The organism is Ruegeria sp. CRTD044, assembly GCF_059613485.1.
Window position 1 is genome coordinate 116,856 of sequence record NZ_JBXWSP010000019.1, and the last position, 13,755, is coordinate 130,610.

Below are 13,755 nucleotides of genomic sequence, written 5' to 3' on the forward strand. Positions count from 1 at the left end.
GCAGGAGCATGACATGTACAAGATCTACGGGCGCATCCAGAGTCGTGCCTCTCGGGTGATTTGGCTATTGGAGGAACTGGGGCAGGACTATGAGTGGATCGATGCCGGCCCGCACGATCCGCGCGTTCTGGACCTGAACGGAACGGGCAAGATCCCTGTCCTGCAGGATGGCGATGCAATCATTTCGGACAGCGCGGCGATCATGACCTATCTGGCGGACAAGCACGGGGCCTTCACCTACCCCGCCGGCACCCCGGAACGGGCCGAGCAGGATTCGTTGTTGCACGCGCTGTTGGAAGAATTCGATGCTCCGCTGTGGCTGGCCGCCCGCCATATGTTCATCCTGCCCAAGGACAAACGCGTTCCACAGGTCGTCGAAACTGCCAAATGGGAGTTTGACCGCAGCTTTCAACGCATGGGGCAACGGTTCAAAGGACCATTTCTTCAGGGCGAGCAGATGACGATCGCGGACATCCTGTGCATTCACTGCATGAGCTGGGCAAAATCGGCTGGCTTCCCGATGAATTCAGACAGCCTGAAAGCCTACGGCAAGCGCGTTCGCGAGCGTCCGGCCTACAAGAAACTGGGTGAAATGGCCAAATCCGCCTAATCCGCTTGGGACGGCCCGGCCCGTTCTGCGGCCGAGCGCCCTGCCCATCGACCTGTCGCCAGGCATGCGGTCAACAGATAGCCGCCGGTCGGGGCTTCCCAATCCAGCATCTCGCCTGCGCAGAACACGCCGGGCTTGGCTTTCAGCATCAGCCCCGAGTCCAGCCCGCTTCTCGCAACGCCACCCGCAGTCGAAATGGCTTCGTCCAGCGGGCGCAAGCCTGCATTGCGAACAGGCAAAGCCTTCAAAGTCTTGACCCAATCATCGCGGCGGAGATTCTGCCCGTGGGTCATTTCGTGGAACAGGGCGATCTTTGGCGGAGGCAGGCGCAGGCCGTTCTTCAACCAACGCGTCAATGTGGTTTTCGGGGCAGCTGTCGACAAACGCCTGGACAGATCGTGGATCGTGCGGTCCGGCACGAGGTCCACGTACAGATCAGATCCCTGCCGCAGTGCGGGTGTCAGCGGATAAAGACCGCCCCCTTCCAGGCCTTTGGCCGAAATGACCGCCTCGCCACGGCTGGCAAGGTCGCCCGCGCGCCACCGAACAGATTTCAGCGCCTGGCCGAAATGCGCGGCCATGTGGGGGCTCCATTCGACGGACAGCGCCGCGTTCGATGGTGCAAAAGGGGTCAGCGGAACACCAGCCTCGGCCAGAGCCGGCGCCCAGACGCCATCGGATCCCAGACGCGCCCAGCTGGAACCGCCAAGCGCCAGAACCGTGACGTCAGCAACCACTTTCTGCCGACCTACTGGCGTATCAAAGACCAGCGCGGTGCCGTCCCAACCCAGCCAGCGCCAACGGGTTCGAATTTCGACCCTCATCTCGTCCAGTCGCGCCAGCCAGGCGCGTAGCAATGGCGAAGCTTTTTTTGATTGGGGAAATACCCGCCCTGTGGACCCCGTGAACAGATTTTGGCCCAAGTCCCGTGCCCAGCTTTGCACGCTTTGCGCATCGAATGCGGCAATGATTGGGTACAACCAGTCCGCCGCATCGCCGTACGCCGAAATCAGGCGGTCAAACGGCTCGTCCTTTGTCAGGTTCAGACCGGACTTCCCCGCCATCAGGAATTTGCGGGCCACCGAGGGTTTGGCCTCGGCAACCAGCACATTGTGTCCGGCCCCGGCAAGCTCTTGGGCGGCCATCAGCCCGGCGGGCCCCGCCCCGATCACCACTGCCTGTGCCATATCTGCCCTCTTGCCTGACTTACGTTCAGCCGCGACTGTGTTCCAGTGATGACGAACAGCGATCCGACCTGCCCGCTCTGCAACCGCCCGATCCCGAACGGGACCGGCAGCCTGCACCATCTGATCCCAAAACTCAAAGGTGGCAAGGGCGGTCCCACCGTTCTGCTGCACAAGATCTGCCACAAGGAGGTGCACGCTATCCTGACCGAAGCCGAGCTTGCGCGAGACTTCAACACTGTAGAAAGCCTGCGCACGCATCCCCGGCTGAACCGGTTTCTGGACTGGGTACGCAAACGTCCGCCGGGATTTCAATCCAAAGTCCCGGGCCGACGTCGCGGCCGTTGATCAGGCTGGCAGGAACGGGTCACCCATCGGGTCTGTTTCCGTTGCAGCCAGGCCCTCGACCTCGATGCCCAGAAAGTCTGGCGCGGGAACGATCCGCGCATCGGGAATATGCTGGTATTCCAAGGTGGTATAGGGACGTTTCCACAGCCATTCGCGATTGGCCACCGCCCAGAGATCAGGGTCCGGCGGCACCTCGGTCGTGAAGGCATAGAAATGCAGATCAAACCCGTGCGAGGCCACGTCCTGCATGGAGAGCAGGCGCAGGCCCAAATCCCTGCAGAACGCATCCTCTGCCGAAATGTCGCCGGTCCGCCGAGTGATCTGGCCCACGGCGGCCTGTCCGAACGGCTTCGCATCCGGCTGCTTTTCGGGCCGGTTCCCCTCGAAATCATGCTGAAGAAGCTCGATCGAGAAGCCTTCCGGGTCCGAGAGGTGGCACATGTAACCGATATCTCGAAACTGGGCCGGGCGGCTGACGTTGACGCCGGCGCGCCGGAGCCATTCCGCAGCAAGGTCAAGATCCGGCAGGGTGATGCCGATCTTCCAGTACCTCTGACCCCGGTCGTGGGCGTATCCGCAGCCTCCGGGCAACAGCAGAAGGTCGGCGCTGGGTCCCGGATAGCCCACTCGTCGCGCATCTCCCTCGGCACGAACGACCATGCCGAGGTTTGCCTTGTAGAAATCGGCCAGCCGTGCGGGATCAGCCACACGCAGGCGAAGGGCAGCGATCCTCATCCGCACATCCCGGCGATACCGGCCGCCCTCTGCGGATCAGCGGCCAGGCTGTCGGCAACCAGGTCCCGCGCGGTCTGCATCAGATCTTCCGGGGCGACCACCCGGTCCACCAGGCCAAAGGCAAGCGCTTCGTCTGCGGTGACCTTCTGGCCTGCCATCAGGATCAACTTGGTCCGGGCGGGGCCGATCAGCGCCCGCATGCGTTTCACGTCCGATGGCTGCGGCAGGAACCCCAACCGCATGACCGGGTAGAAGACCTTGGCCGTGGGCACCGCGATGCGCAGGTCACAGGCCAATGCCATACCGTTGGCCCCGCCCGCCATGGTGCCGTTCAACGCAGCGACGGTCAGGCAGGGCAGCGCCGCGATGGCTCCAGACAAACGCTCCCACAGGTCCGAGGTCGCAAGGCCTGCCCGCGCCTCGTCCAGATCGGCACCGGCACTGAACACCTTGCCCGCTCCGGTCAGGATAAGGGCGCGTGCCTCTTGGGCCGCTTCGGCGATCTGCAACAGGTCCGACAACATGGCCCCGGTCAGGGCATTGGCCTTGCCGGGGTTGTTGATCGTGACCGTCCAAAGACCGTCCTGCTGGGTCAGGTCGATCACGTCAGGCCGATCCTCTGGCGAATGTCGTCACGGCGCAGCGAAATCTCGGTTCCCAGAAACTCGTCCGCATCTTCCGAGCACATCCACAGCAGCGCCCGCGCCGGCCAGTCGGCCGGGATGTGATCGTCCCAGTCCAGCTGGCTGACCGGGTTGATGCCGCTGGCCTTGATGACCCGCTGCATGTCGGTCGCCACCGTGCCCGGGGACAGGCCCATGGCGCGAATGCCGTGATGCGCCTCTTCGAGGTGCAGACATTCGGTCAGCATTTTCGCCCCAGCCTTGGACGCGCAGTAGTGGCTCCAGGCCTCGACCGGATTCGAGGCGGCTCCGGAGGAAACGGTCAGAACCGTCCCGCCGCCCGCCGCCCGCATCAGCGGCAGAACCGCGCGCATCCCGTGGAACACACCTTTGAGGTTGATGTCGATGGCCTTGCTCCAGGCTGCTGGATCGGCATTTGACAGGTGAAAAATCGGATCGATCACACCCGCATTGCCGATCAGCACGTCCACGCGGCCAAAGCGGTCGGCGCAATCCGCAACCGCTTGTTCCACCTGCGCAAAATCGCTGACGTCGCAGGACAGCGCGATGGCGTTCTCACCCAACGCCGCGGCCAATGCGTCGATCTGATCATGGCTGCGCGCTACCAGCGCGACATTGGCGCCGGCTGCGGCAAATACGCGCCCTGCTTCGGCGCCGATGCCGCGGCTGGCTCCGGTGATCAGTACTGTTTTGCCCTTCATATGCATCCTGTAATCCTTTTGGATTGAAATCGAGTAAAGTGGTACCGCGCAAACGGGGAAATCGTCCAGCCCTTGCCCCTTGACGGCAGCCGCGACAACCACGACCATGCGCGCAAATTTTACCGAGAAGGGTTCCCTTATGTCTGTTTTCTTCCGCCGCAGCTGCGGTGCCGCGCTGGCTTATGCCGTTGCAACCCAAGGCGCTTTTGCCGATCTGTCCGCCAACGATGTCTGGTCGGATTGGCAGACCTACATGGGCAGCATGGGGTACACCATCACCGGCGAGCAGAACACCTCTGGCGACGTCACCACCATCACGAACATGACCATGAAGATGGACCTTCCCGAGGGAGAAGGCTCGTTCGACATGGTCGTTCCGGAAATGACCCTGACGGAAAACGGCGACGGAACGGTCAGCATCGAATTCCCCGAAAGCTTCCCCATGACGGTATCCGGCCAGGCCGAGGAGGAGGAATTCTCGGTGGATATCCTGTACTCGCAGACCGGCTTGAAAATGCTGGTTTCGGGGACGCCCGACGACATGACCTATGACTACTCTGCCAACAAGCTGGCGCTGGCGCTCGACAACATCATGGTCGATGGCGAAGCGATGCCCGACGACGCGCTGGATCTGGGTTTTGAGATGATCAACCTGGCCGGTGCATCCCGGATGCAGATCGGAGAGGGCCGCAAGGTCGACCAGAACTTCACGGCGGCAAACCTGACCTATGACCTGAATTTCCAAGACCCGGAAACGGGCGAAGATGCACGCATCAACGGCAAGCTCGACCAGCTGGAGTTTGAAGGCAAGAACGTAATCCCCGAAGGCTTCAGCCTGGCGGACGTGGAAGGCGCATATGAGGCTGGTTTTGCCTTTGACGGGATCTTCACCTACGGCGCTGGCCAAACCAGCATCGCAGGCACCAGCGAGGGCGAGGCTTTCTCGATGGCCAGCAGTTCGGACGGTGGCCGCTTCGGTGCCAGCATCGACGCCGAGCGTCTGGCGTATGACGTCGAACAGAACAATGCAAAAATCGAAGTAACCACGGCAGACCTGCCATTTCCCATCGAGATTGCAATGGCGAAGGCCGGCCTGAAACTCGAGGCACCTATCCAGGCATCCGAAGAGGTCGAGCCGTTCGGCTTTGCGATGAACCTGACAGACTTCACCATGTCCGACATTCTGTGGAGCATGTTCGACCCCGCAGGCGCCTTGCCGCGCGATCCAGCCACAATCGCGCTGGATGCAACGGGCACCGCAAAGGTTCTCCTGAACTTCCTGGACCCGGAAGTTGCAGAAGCTTTGGAAAGCTCGGACGAAGTTCCGGCCGAACTGCATTCGCTCAAAGTCAATGAACTGCTGGTCTCGATGGTCGGCGCCAAGCTGACGGGCACCGGTGATTTCACCTTCGACAACTCGAACACCGAAGAGTTCGGCGGCGTTCCGGCGCCGGCGGGTGAGGCAAACCTCCAACTGGTAGGTGCCAATGCCCTGATCGACAAGCTGATCGGAATGGGGTTCATGTCCGAGAACGACGCCATGGGCGCGCGCATGATGATGGGGATGATGGCCGTTCCGGGTGACCAACCCGATACGCTGAACTCCAAGATCGAGTTCACCAAGGACGGCCAGATTTTGGCCAATGGTCAACGGATCAAGTAAGCTCGCTTGGCCTGGCCTTCGACCAAGGGCGCGGTGTTCCGCGCCCTTTTTCTTTGGTCCGATGCAATCTCGGGCTTTTCAGGTCTTCAAATCAAGTTCCTGCACCAAAGCCCGAGCCATCCGCCGTGTAACTTTGCGCCCATCAAAAAAGGCCTGATTGGGCAGGTCTTTTGCAATCGGCTTCATGTAGAAACGATAGAAGCCCTCGTAGAATTTGTAATTGGTTTCGCACAGAAAAAGTCGGCCTGTCTTTGCGCATGGTAAGATATCGTGCGCAAAGAAACCGACGCCGAGCGCCTTTTTTATCGCGCTCGCAATTTCCCCGATCTGATCAGTGTTCGGAACAACCAGCTTGGAATGGAAGTGGTTCAAGAGCTTGGTGTCGAGGGGTGTTCCACGAGTTCGAACGTTTGGCTGCGGCCCCGCTCTAACCCACGAAAACAGAACCTGTTCGCCCACCGCTTGCGCACGAATGCAGACGTGCCACATCTCACCTTCATACTCGTGACGACAATCGACATACTCGGTGTTGTAACGATCCGGGTCCAACTCCGCCGCATTCCCGACAAGCTGAACCGGAACATGAGCGTTCGAAACTTCGTTCGAGAACGCAGTTTCAAACGAAGACCCATTCTCGACAAGCCGGGGCATTGGAACCCCTGCCGCTGTCAGAACCTTGTTCTGACGGATCTTGTGCCCGACGACGCGGCCATGTTCGACCGAGTGCAAAATCCTGTGGCCCAGTGCCTCGATTTCAGATTCCCGCGCACGCAGCCAGTCAACTTTTTCGTTCTGAACGACAAACAGCTCGTTGTAGTGAAGCAGAACGTAACTCTGCGGGTCGTCGATCGCACCGCGTGCCATCAATTCGGCGAAGGGCAAAACCTCGGAGGGAACGCCCAGCTTACCCATCACCCGAGTCAGGCGCACGATGATGTTGCGAGACCCTTTGCCCTTGGCCAGGACACCGGGCTCGTCAAACTCAACCACAAAGAAGCGCGCCAAACCTCATACCTCAAATATTACTGCCGCCGGACTGCCGGTCATTCTCTGCAGCCAGCTTACCCTGCAGCTGCGGCCCTTCCCAGCGGTATCCATTTCCGTGGGCCCCGATTTCCGAACCTGCCGTCACCTCCCGTGACGCATTGGATACACCCAAGGGCTTGCGAGGCGGGTTGACCAAGGCTAGGTCCAATACAATCAATTGGAGGCACCATGACCCGATCACCCGAAGCAATCAGCCACGAAATGCTGGACCTGGCCCGCAAGGCCGGAGCCGAAGCGGCCGACACGATCGTGATCGACGGATCCTCGGTCTCGGTCGAGGTGCGCGGCGGCGCTTTGGAGCACGCCGAACGCGCCGAAAGCACCGACGTGGGGTTGCGTGTTTTCATCGGCAAGCAGCAGGCCATCGTGTCAGGCTCGGACAGTCGTCCCGAAACGCTTGCCGCCATGGCCGAACGGGCCGTGGCCATGGCGCGCGAAGCGCCCGAGGATCCGTTCGCTGGCCTGGCAGATCCGGAACAACTGGCCGGCGATTTTTCTGTCGACTCCTTGGAGCTTTTTGACTCCACGCCCGAACCTTCAGCAGACGCTCTGATGCAGGACGCGCTGACCGCCGAGGCTGCGGCACTGGCGGTGGAAGGCGTTACCCAGGTGTCTGATGCGGCGGCATCCTATGGCACTCACCGGGTTCATCTGTCCGCGACAAATGGGTTTTCCGGTGGCTATGCGCGCAGCAGCCGCTCGGTTTCATGCGTGGCGATCTCGGGCGAAGGCACCGGGATGGAACGCGACTATGACGGAGACAGCCGCAGCTTTCAGTCCGACCTGCGCAGCCCCGACGAGATCGGCCGGATCGCCGGCGAGCGTGCCGTGCAGCGAGTGGGTGCCCGGAAGCCGGAAACAGGGCGCTTCCCGGTATTGTTCGACGAGCGGATCTCGTCCTCTTTGATCGGGCATCTTCTGGCGGCCAGCAACGGCGCGGCGGTGGCCCGCGGTGCCTCTTGGCTAAAGGACAGCCTAGGCCAGCAGGTGCTGCCTGCAGATCTGTCACTGGTCGAAGACCCCCATCGCCCCAGGATTGCGGGATCGCGCCCGTTTGATGCCGAAGGATTGCCGACCGCGCACCGGATGGTCGTCGAAAACGGCGTGCTGACCGGATGGACTCTAGACCTGTCAAGCGCGCGCAAACTGGGCATGAAATCCACCGGGAACGCCGCCCGTGGCGTGTCCGGTCCTCCATCTCCCAGCAACTGGAACCTGAGCCTTACCCAGGGCGAATCCAGCCGCGACGACCTGCTTCGCGACATGGGAACGGGATTGCTGGTGACCTCGATGATCGGGTCCACCATCAACCCCAATACTGGCGATTACTCACGCGGTGCGTCGGGTTTCTGGGTCGAAAACGGCGAGATCTCGCACCCGGTCAACGAATGCACGATTGCCGGAAACCTGCGGGACATGCTGATGCGGATCATCCCGGCCAATGACGCGCGTACCTATCTGTCCCGGGTCGTGCCCTCGCTTCTGATCGAAGGGATGACACTTGCCGGAAACTGACCTGTCCCTGCTGATCGACGCCGCACGCGAGGCCGGCCGGATTGCCGTCGCCTATGCAGGCCGCGAGATGCAGAGCTGGGACAAACCCAAGGGCGCCGGGCCAGTGACCGAAGCTGATCTGGCCGTAAACGCAATGCTGGAACAACACCTGCCCAGTGCGCGGCCCGGATATGGCTGGCTGAGCGAGGAGACTGAGGACAATCAGGACCGATTGACCCGTGACCGAGTGTTCATCATTGACCCGATCGACGGCACCCGTAGCTTTGCCGAAGGGTCGCGGACCTGGGCGCATTCCTTGGCGGTCACCGATCGCGGACAGGTCATCGCCGGCGTGATCTACCTGCCGATGCGCGACATGCTGTTTGCTGCCGCGCGGGGACAGGGGGCAACCCTGAACGGGCAGCCGATCCGGGTGACCGCGGCGGCCACAGAGGCCGAAGCCGAGGTTCTGGCCGCAAAACCGAACCTGAAACCGGATCATTGGCAGGGCGGGGTCGCGCCGATCTTCCGTCGGGCCTATCGCCCGTCGCTGGCCTACCGTATGGCGCTGGTCGCACAGGGCAGGTTCGACGGGATGCTGACCTTGCGCCCAAGCTGGGAATGGGACATCGCGGCCGGGGACCTGATCCTGCGCGAAGCAGGCGGCACCTGTACTGACCGTACCGGGCGCCCGTTGCGATTCAACAACCCCAACCCACGGCTGAACGGTGTTGTTGGCGCCGGCTCCGAATTGCACGAGATTCTGATAGGGCGACTGGATCAGACAATGCAGGGGCATCGGGCATGAGCAAACCGCGATCCCTCAGCCTGGCGGCCTATCGCGCGTTGTCCTGGGGTGTTCCCAAGCCCACCGGACACAACACGCCGCCTCGCCCCGCGGGTGAGTTGCTTTGGATTCATGTTGCCAACGCTCAGCGCGTGCGCGCGGTGAACGACTTTTGCAAGCGGCTGCAGCAGTCCCGGCCAGGGCTGTCGATTCTGTTGACCGTCCCGCCTGACGCTGACCTGACACGCTGGGCGGATTGCGACATGGAACTGGTTCCGTTGCCTGACGAACAAACCGGCGCGGCGCGTGGATTCCTGGAGCACTGGCAGCCTGACATGGGGCTGTGGGTTGGCGGCGGCCTGATGCCCAACGTGATCACCCGCGCGGCCGAACGCGGTATACCCATGGTCCTGCTTGAGGGCGAGAACGACGTCCGTGTTGCCTTTGTCGGGAAATGGCTGCCGGACATCAACCGTTATACCTTTGACTGCTTCCGTGCGATCCACGTCACGTCCGAAGACGCAGCCCGGCAAATCCGACGTCTGGGCGTCCCAGCTTCGAAGGTGGCACTGTTTCCGCCGCTCAGTATCAGTCCCACCCTTCGCCCCTGGCCCGAGGACGAGCTGATCGAGACAAACCATGCGTTTGCAGGGCGGCCGGTCTGGCTGGCGGCGTGGGTCGACGCCAAGGAATTCATCTCGGTGCTCAGCGCACATCGGCAGGCCATGCGGATGCTGCCGAGGCTGGCCCTGATCCTGCATGTCGCGGACATGTCCGAGGCGGCGCCCCTGCGCAAAAGGCTGGAAACGATGGACCTGCGCTGCGCCAACTGGGAAGATGGGGACATGATCGAAGACATGACCCAGGTCATCCTTGCGTCGGACCCCGAGGCCCTTGGACTGTGGTATCGCGTATCTCCAGTAACGTTCATGGGCAGCACGCTCGAGCCGGGATTAGGCGGGCATGACCCGATCGCGGCCGCAGCCCTGGGCTCGGCCCTGATCCATGGGCCGGACGTGAGCGGCCACAAGGCCCTGTATGACGCGCTTGATGGTGTAGGAGCCGCTCGTGAAATTCGCACCGCCACCGAACTGGGCGACACTGTCGTTGAACTGCTGGCCCCGGACCTGGCCGCGAACATGGCCCTTGCCGGTTGGCAACTGGTGACCGAGAGCGCGCCCCAGGTGGATACTCTGATCGACATGGTACAGGAACATCTGGACCAGCACGGAGCGGAACATGAAGGCGCCTGAATTCTGGAACAACGCGCCGGATCACCCCGGCCTGCGCGCAATGCTGCTGGCGCCGCTTGGCCGCGTCTATGCGCGGGCAACGGCGCGGCGGGTGGCGTCGGGGCCCGGGGTTGATCCGGGTGTACCCGTGATCTGCGTCGGCAACCTGAATGCCGGAGGCACTGGCAAAACGCCGACGGCGATATGGGTTCTGGAACAGTTGCGTGACGTGTATCACACGCCGCATGTGGTCACCCGCGGCCATGGCGGATCGCTTGAAGGCCCGGTTCGGGTGGACCCGATCCGACACACGGCGGCGCAGGTTGGTGACGAGCCCTTGCTGCTGGCGGCCTTCGCCGAGGTCTGGGTCGCCAAGGACCGTGCCGCCGGCGCCCGCGCCGCAGCCGAGGACGGCGCCACCGCGATCGTGCTGGACGACGGGTTCCAGAACCCTTCGGTGGCCAAGGCATTCTCGATCGTCGTGGTGGACGCGGCCCGCGGCTTTGGCAACGGCCTGTGCCTGCCCGCCGGACCGCTGCGCGAGCCGGTCGATGTCGGGCTGCAACGGGCCGATCTGGTGCTGTCGCTGGGCGACTCGGCCGCGCAGGAACAGTTCGCGCAGCAATGGAGCGACAAGCTGGGCGTTCCGCACGCCACCGGTCAGGTCAAGGCACTGCAAACCGGGATGGACTGGAGCGAAACTCCGGTTCTGGCCTTTGCCGGCATCGGCCACCCCGAGAAGTTCTTTCAGACCCTGCGCCAGCAGGGCGCGCGGCTGCTGCGGGCCGAGGCTCTGGACGATCACCAACCGCTGACGCCGGCCTTGATGACCCGGCTGGAAAACGAGGCGCGGCTGCTGGGCGCGCAGATGGTCACCACCGAAAAAGACGCCGTTCGCCTGCCGCCCGCCTTCCGCAGCAAGGTCATCACCCTGCCGGTGCGCCTGCAGGTGGATCAGGCCGACGACGTGCGGCAACGTCTGCTGACGGCCGCGCCGCCGCCCTAGTCGTCTTCGCCCAGTTTCGGGGCGGGGCGCGACAGGTTCAGATCGGCATCCGAAAAGACGAATGGCGCGCGAATCCCCGGCACCCCGTCCAAGTCAATCTGCATGCCGCGCGCGATCACCTGCGGATCGGCCATGACCTCGTCCAGCGTGTTGATCGGCCCGGCGGGGATGCCTTGCGCCTCGCAGGCGGCCAGCAGGTCGGCCTTGGCCCAGGTCGCTGTGGCCCCGTTCAGCCGTGCGATCAGGGTTCGGCGATTGGCCAGCCGGTCCTTGTTGTGCAGATATTCTGGCGCCTCGGCCATGTCGGGCAAGTTCAACACCTGGCACAGGCGCTGATATTGCCGGTCATTCCCGGTGGCGATGATAATGTGTCCGTCGGCACAATCGAACACCTGATAGGGCGCCAGGTTCACATGCGCGTTGCCCATGCGCTGCGGCACCTGGCCCGTGGTCAGATAGTTCAGCGCCTGGTTTGCCGTGACCGCCACGGCCACGTCCAGCAGGGCCATGTCCACATGCTGCCCGCGCCCGGTGCGCTGGCGCTGGTGCAAGGCGGCCAGAACCCCGGCCACTGCATAAATGCCGGTGAACACGTCGGTGATCGCCACGCCTGCCTTCTGCGGCTGGCCGTCGGGCTCTCCGGTCACGGACATCAGACCCGACATGCCCTGGATGATGAAATCATAGCCAGCCCGATGCGCATAAGGCCCGGTCTGCCCGAACCCGGTGATCGAGCAATAGACGAGGCGCGGGTTCAACTGGCTGAGGCTGTCATAGTCCAGCCCGAATTTCTTCAGCCCGCCAACCTTGAAATTTTCGATCACCACATCGGCGTCAGCGACCAGTGCGCGCACCTTCTCCTGCCCTTCGGGGGTCGAGAAATCGGCGATTACCGACGCCTTGCCGCGATTGGTCGAATGGTAATAGGCCGCCGAGACATCCTGATCGCGGGTCACGAAGGGCGGACCCCAGGCGCGGGTGTCATCACCGGCCGGGGATTCCACCTTGATTACCTCGGCGCCCAGATCGGCAAAGGTTTGGCCGGCCCAGGGGCCAGCCAGAATGCGCGCCAGTTCGACAACCTTGAGACCGGCCAGAGGCCCGGTCATCAGTTGCCCAGTTCCTTTTCGATCAGCGCCTTGAACTCGTCATAGGACTGGTTGTCGACCTTTTTGCCGTTGACGACAAAGGACGGGGTGGCTTGGATACCGTCTTGCTCGGCGTTTTTCTGGTACCAGGCGACGAGGGTCTGCGCCTTGGTGCCGTCCTGCAGGCAGGCTTCCAGCTGATCGTTGCTCAGCCCGGCCAGACGGCCGATCTTGCGCAGTTCTTCCACGATCTCGGCCGGGCCGCCGGCGCGGGTCCATTCGGACTGGCCCTGATAGATCAGGTCGGTGATGCCAAAGAACTTCTCAGGGCCACCGCAGCGCGCCACCATCGACGCCCAGATGCCGTAGCGGTCGAAATAGACCTCGCGGTAGATGAACTTGACCTTGCCGGTGTCGATGTATTCCTTCTTGAGCTGCTTGTACGGCCCCTGATGGAAATTCGCGCAGTGCGGGCAGGTATAGGACGCATATTCGATGATCTCGACCGGTGCGTCCTCGGCCCCCTGAACCATCTCGACGATGGTCGAGGTGTCCAGATCGGCGTTTTGCGCTTCGGCGCTGCCGACCAGTTGTGGCACAGGTACGGTGCTTGGCGATTGGGTCAGCCAATAGCCGCCTGCGGCCAGCGCCACGGCCGCGCAGATTACGGTTGCAATACGGCTCATACTCAGCCCTTTCTCAGCGTTTTTGTTTGGATAGAACGTTACGGCCCAGTCGTTCAAGGGCGGCACGCAAGTCTTGGTCGTGAACCTCGCGCGCCACTTTGTCTGCCTCGGCAACGACTTCCGGTGCGATGGTGGGTTTCGCCTGTTTCGGACGGTGTTCGAAACTGGCCTGCCCCTCGGCAAATCCGGTCGGAGCGGTCTGGGTGATGCGGATGCGGCTGATGGCACTGTAGCCATAGACGGCATTTACCTTGTCGCGCAGACGGCCCTTCTGCATCTCGAGCATCGGGGCCTGCGGTCCGGTGGTCAGCACGGTCAATGTGGCGCCGAACCCACCCTTGCCATAGCCCACCTTGACCGGTCGGGCGATGGCAGCGATGTCGGGGCCCACGATATCGGCCCAATGGGTCAACAGGCGCGACACAGCAAAGCCGCGGCTTTCACCGGCTTTGCGGATCCGATCGCTCAGCAAGGACGCGGTGCGTTTGAACCCGCGGGTGGTGGACCGTCTTGGTTGCATCTGGTTTCCA

15 protein-coding genes are annotated in these 13,755 nt (G+C 62.6%); 7 read left to right on the forward strand and 8 right to left on the reverse strand.

Translation table 11 applies throughout. The features are described 5' to 3' along the window. The first annotated feature begins 13 nt into the window (after nucleotides 1-13). Nucleotides 14-610 (forward strand): glutathione S-transferase family protein, encoded by a 597-nt coding sequence (locus AC2FNL_RS16800; RefSeq protein ID WP_093964255.1) that lies wholly within the window; start codon nucleotides 14-16, stop codon nucleotides 608-610. On the opposite strand, the gene AC2FNL_RS16805 is transcribed toward AC2FNL_RS16800, so the two are convergent. Next, nucleotides 607-1,797, reverse strand: a complete 1,191-nt coding sequence (locus AC2FNL_RS16805; RefSeq protein WP_496834397.1) for a TIGR03862 family flavoprotein — start codon at nucleotides 1,795-1,797, stop codon at nucleotides 607-609. The genes AC2FNL_RS16800 and AC2FNL_RS16805 overlap by 4 nt on opposite strands. A 48-nt stretch (nucleotides 1,798-1,845) precedes the next feature. On the opposite strand from AC2FNL_RS16805, the gene AC2FNL_RS16810 reads away from it, so the two are divergent. Beyond that, nucleotides 1,846-2,142, forward strand: coding sequence for an HNH endonuclease (locus AC2FNL_RS16810; RefSeq protein ID WP_496834688.1), 297 nt, complete (start codon nucleotides 1,846-1,848; stop codon nucleotides 2,140-2,142). Here AC2FNL_RS16810 and AC2FNL_RS16815 read toward each other — a convergent pair whose 3' ends face one another. Genes AC2FNL_RS16815 through AC2FNL_RS16825 form a run of 3 tightly spaced genes read right to left on the reverse strand, consistent with a single transcriptional unit; the run spans nucleotide 2,143 to nucleotide 4,228 of the window. Further along, the gene (locus tag AC2FNL_RS16815) at nucleotides 2,143-2,877 is read right to left on the reverse strand and encodes a VOC family protein (protein ID WP_496834398.1); all 735 of its coding nucleotides are present in this window, start codon (nucleotides 2,875-2,877) and stop codon (nucleotides 2,143-2,145) included. Then, nucleotides 2,874-3,482 carry an enoyl-CoA hydratase/isomerase family protein gene (locus tag AC2FNL_RS16820; protein ID WP_496834399.1) on the reverse strand — a complete coding sequence of 203 codons (609 nt, stop codon included), beginning with the start codon at nucleotides 3,480-3,482 and terminating at the stop codon, nucleotides 2,874-2,876. Before AC2FNL_RS16820 ends, AC2FNL_RS16815 begins: the two co-directional genes overlap by 4 nt. Continuing rightward, the gene (locus tag AC2FNL_RS16825) at nucleotides 3,479-4,228 is read right to left on the reverse strand and encodes an SDR family oxidoreductase (RefSeq protein WP_093964250.1); all 750 of its coding nucleotides are present in this window, start codon (nucleotides 4,226-4,228) and stop codon (nucleotides 3,479-3,481) included. The genes AC2FNL_RS16820 and AC2FNL_RS16825 overlap by 4 nt, the downstream gene beginning before the upstream one ends. 133 nt (nucleotides 4,229-4,361) lie before the next feature. Between AC2FNL_RS16825 and AC2FNL_RS16830 the strand changes: the two genes are divergently transcribed. After that, on the forward strand, nucleotides 4,362-5,885 hold the full coding sequence (locus AC2FNL_RS16830) for a DUF2125 domain-containing protein (protein WP_496834400.1): 1,524 nt from the start codon (nucleotides 4,362-4,364) through the stop codon (nucleotides 5,883-5,885). Between the two features lie 78 nt (nucleotides 5,886-5,963). Here AC2FNL_RS16830 and AC2FNL_RS16835 read toward each other — a convergent pair whose 3' ends face one another. Then, nucleotides 5,964-6,749 carry a hypothetical protein gene (locus AC2FNL_RS16835; protein ID WP_496834401.1) on the reverse strand — a complete coding sequence of 262 codons (786 nt, stop codon included), beginning with the start codon at nucleotides 6,747-6,749 and terminating at the stop codon, nucleotides 5,964-5,966. Between the two features lie 351 nt (nucleotides 6,750-7,100). Here AC2FNL_RS16835 and AC2FNL_RS16840 point away from each other — a divergent pair, with 351 nt between their 5' ends. The 4 genes from AC2FNL_RS16840 to lpxK are packed head-to-tail and all read left to right on the forward strand — an operon-like array spanning nucleotide 7,101 to nucleotide 11,451. Then, nucleotides 7,101-8,447 carry a TldD/PmbA family protein gene (locus AC2FNL_RS16840; protein ID WP_496834402.1) on the forward strand — a complete coding sequence of 449 codons (1,347 nt, stop codon included), beginning with the start codon at nucleotides 7,101-7,103 and terminating at the stop codon, nucleotides 8,445-8,447. Beyond that, the gene (locus AC2FNL_RS16845; protein ID WP_496834403.1) at nucleotides 8,434-9,234 is read left to right on the forward strand and encodes a 3'(2'),5'-bisphosphate nucleotidase CysQ; all 801 of its coding nucleotides are present in this window, start codon (nucleotides 8,434-8,436) and stop codon (nucleotides 9,232-9,234) included. Before AC2FNL_RS16840 ends, AC2FNL_RS16845 begins: the two co-directional genes overlap by 14 nt. After that, nucleotides 9,231-10,466 carry a 3-deoxy-D-manno-octulosonic acid transferase gene (locus AC2FNL_RS16850; RefSeq protein WP_496834404.1) on the forward strand — a complete coding sequence of 412 codons (1,236 nt, stop codon included), beginning with the start codon at nucleotides 9,231-9,233 and terminating at the stop codon, nucleotides 10,464-10,466. The genes AC2FNL_RS16845 and AC2FNL_RS16850 overlap by 4 nt, the downstream gene beginning before the upstream one ends. After that, the gene (gene lpxK, locus AC2FNL_RS16855; protein WP_496834405.1) at nucleotides 10,453-11,451 is read left to right on the forward strand and encodes a tetraacyldisaccharide 4'-kinase; all 999 of its coding nucleotides are present in this window, start codon (nucleotides 10,453-10,455) and stop codon (nucleotides 11,449-11,451) included. Before AC2FNL_RS16850 ends, lpxK begins: the two co-directional genes overlap by 14 nt. On the opposite strand, the gene AC2FNL_RS16860 is transcribed toward lpxK, so the two are convergent. The 3 genes from AC2FNL_RS16860 to AC2FNL_RS16870 are packed head-to-tail and all read right to left on the reverse strand — an operon-like array spanning nucleotide 11,448 to nucleotide 13,745. Next, entirely contained in the window at nucleotides 11,448-12,560 is a 1,113-nt protein-coding gene (locus AC2FNL_RS16860; protein WP_496834406.1) for a CaiB/BaiF CoA transferase family protein, read from the reverse strand. The two genes, lpxK and AC2FNL_RS16860, sit on opposite strands and share 4 nt — an antisense overlap. Beyond that, on the reverse strand, nucleotides 12,560-13,225 hold the full coding sequence (locus AC2FNL_RS16865) for a DsbA family protein (protein ID WP_170341279.1): 666 nt from the start codon (nucleotides 13,223-13,225) through the stop codon (nucleotides 12,560-12,562). The genes AC2FNL_RS16860 and AC2FNL_RS16865 overlap by 1 nt, the downstream gene beginning before the upstream one ends. 13 nt (nucleotides 13,226-13,238) lie before the next feature. Continuing rightward, nucleotides 13,239-13,745 carry a DUF721 domain-containing protein gene (locus AC2FNL_RS16870; protein WP_496834408.1) on the reverse strand — a complete coding sequence of 169 codons (507 nt, stop codon included), beginning with the start codon at nucleotides 13,743-13,745 and terminating at the stop codon, nucleotides 13,239-13,241. Between the last annotated feature and the right edge of the window lie 10 nt (nucleotides 13,746-13,755).

Coding starts and splice junctions, on each gene's coding strand:
- AC2FNL_RS16800 (WP_093964255.1), top strand. CDS start 14: ATGTACAAGATCTACGGGCGCATCCAGAGTCGTGCCTCTCGGGTGATT.
- AC2FNL_RS16805 (WP_496834397.1), bottom strand. CDS start 1,797: ATGGCACAGGCAGTGGTGATCGGGGCGGGGCCCGCCGGGCTGATGGCC.
- AC2FNL_RS16810 (WP_496834688.1), top strand. CDS start 1,846: ATGACGAACAGCGATCCGACCTGCCCGCTCTGCAACCGCCCGATCCCG.
- AC2FNL_RS16815 (WP_496834398.1), bottom strand. CDS start 2,877: ATGAGGATCGCTGCCCTTCGCCTGCGTGTGGCTGATCCCGCACGGCTG.
- AC2FNL_RS16825 (WP_093964250.1), bottom strand. CDS start 4,228: ATGCATATGAAGGGCAAAACAGTACTGATCACCGGAGCCAGCCGCGGC.
- AC2FNL_RS16830 (WP_496834400.1), top strand. CDS start 4,362: ATGTCTGTTTTCTTCCGCCGCAGCTGCGGTGCCGCGCTGGCTTATGCC.
- AC2FNL_RS16835 (WP_496834401.1), bottom strand. CDS start 6,749: ATGGCACGCGGTGCGATCGACGACCCGCAGAGTTACGTTCTGCTTCAC.
- AC2FNL_RS16840 (WP_496834402.1), top strand. CDS start 7,101: ATGACCCGATCACCCGAAGCAATCAGCCACGAAATGCTGGACCTGGCC.
- AC2FNL_RS16850 (WP_496834404.1), top strand. CDS start 9,231: ATGAGCAAACCGCGATCCCTCAGCCTGGCGGCCTATCGCGCGTTGTCC.
- lpxK (WP_496834405.1), top strand. CDS start 10,453: ATGAAGGCGCCTGAATTCTGGAACAACGCGCCGGATCACCCCGGCCTG.
- AC2FNL_RS16860 (WP_496834406.1), bottom strand. CDS start 12,560: ATGACCGGGCCTCTGGCCGGTCTCAAGGTTGTCGAACTGGCGCGCATT.
- AC2FNL_RS16865 (WP_170341279.1), bottom strand. CDS start 13,225: ATGAGCCGTATTGCAACCGTAATCTGCGCGGCCGTGGCGCTGGCCGCA.
- AC2FNL_RS16870 (WP_496834408.1), bottom strand. CDS start 13,745: ATGCAACCAAGACGGTCCACCACCCGCGGGTTCAAACGCACCGCGTCC.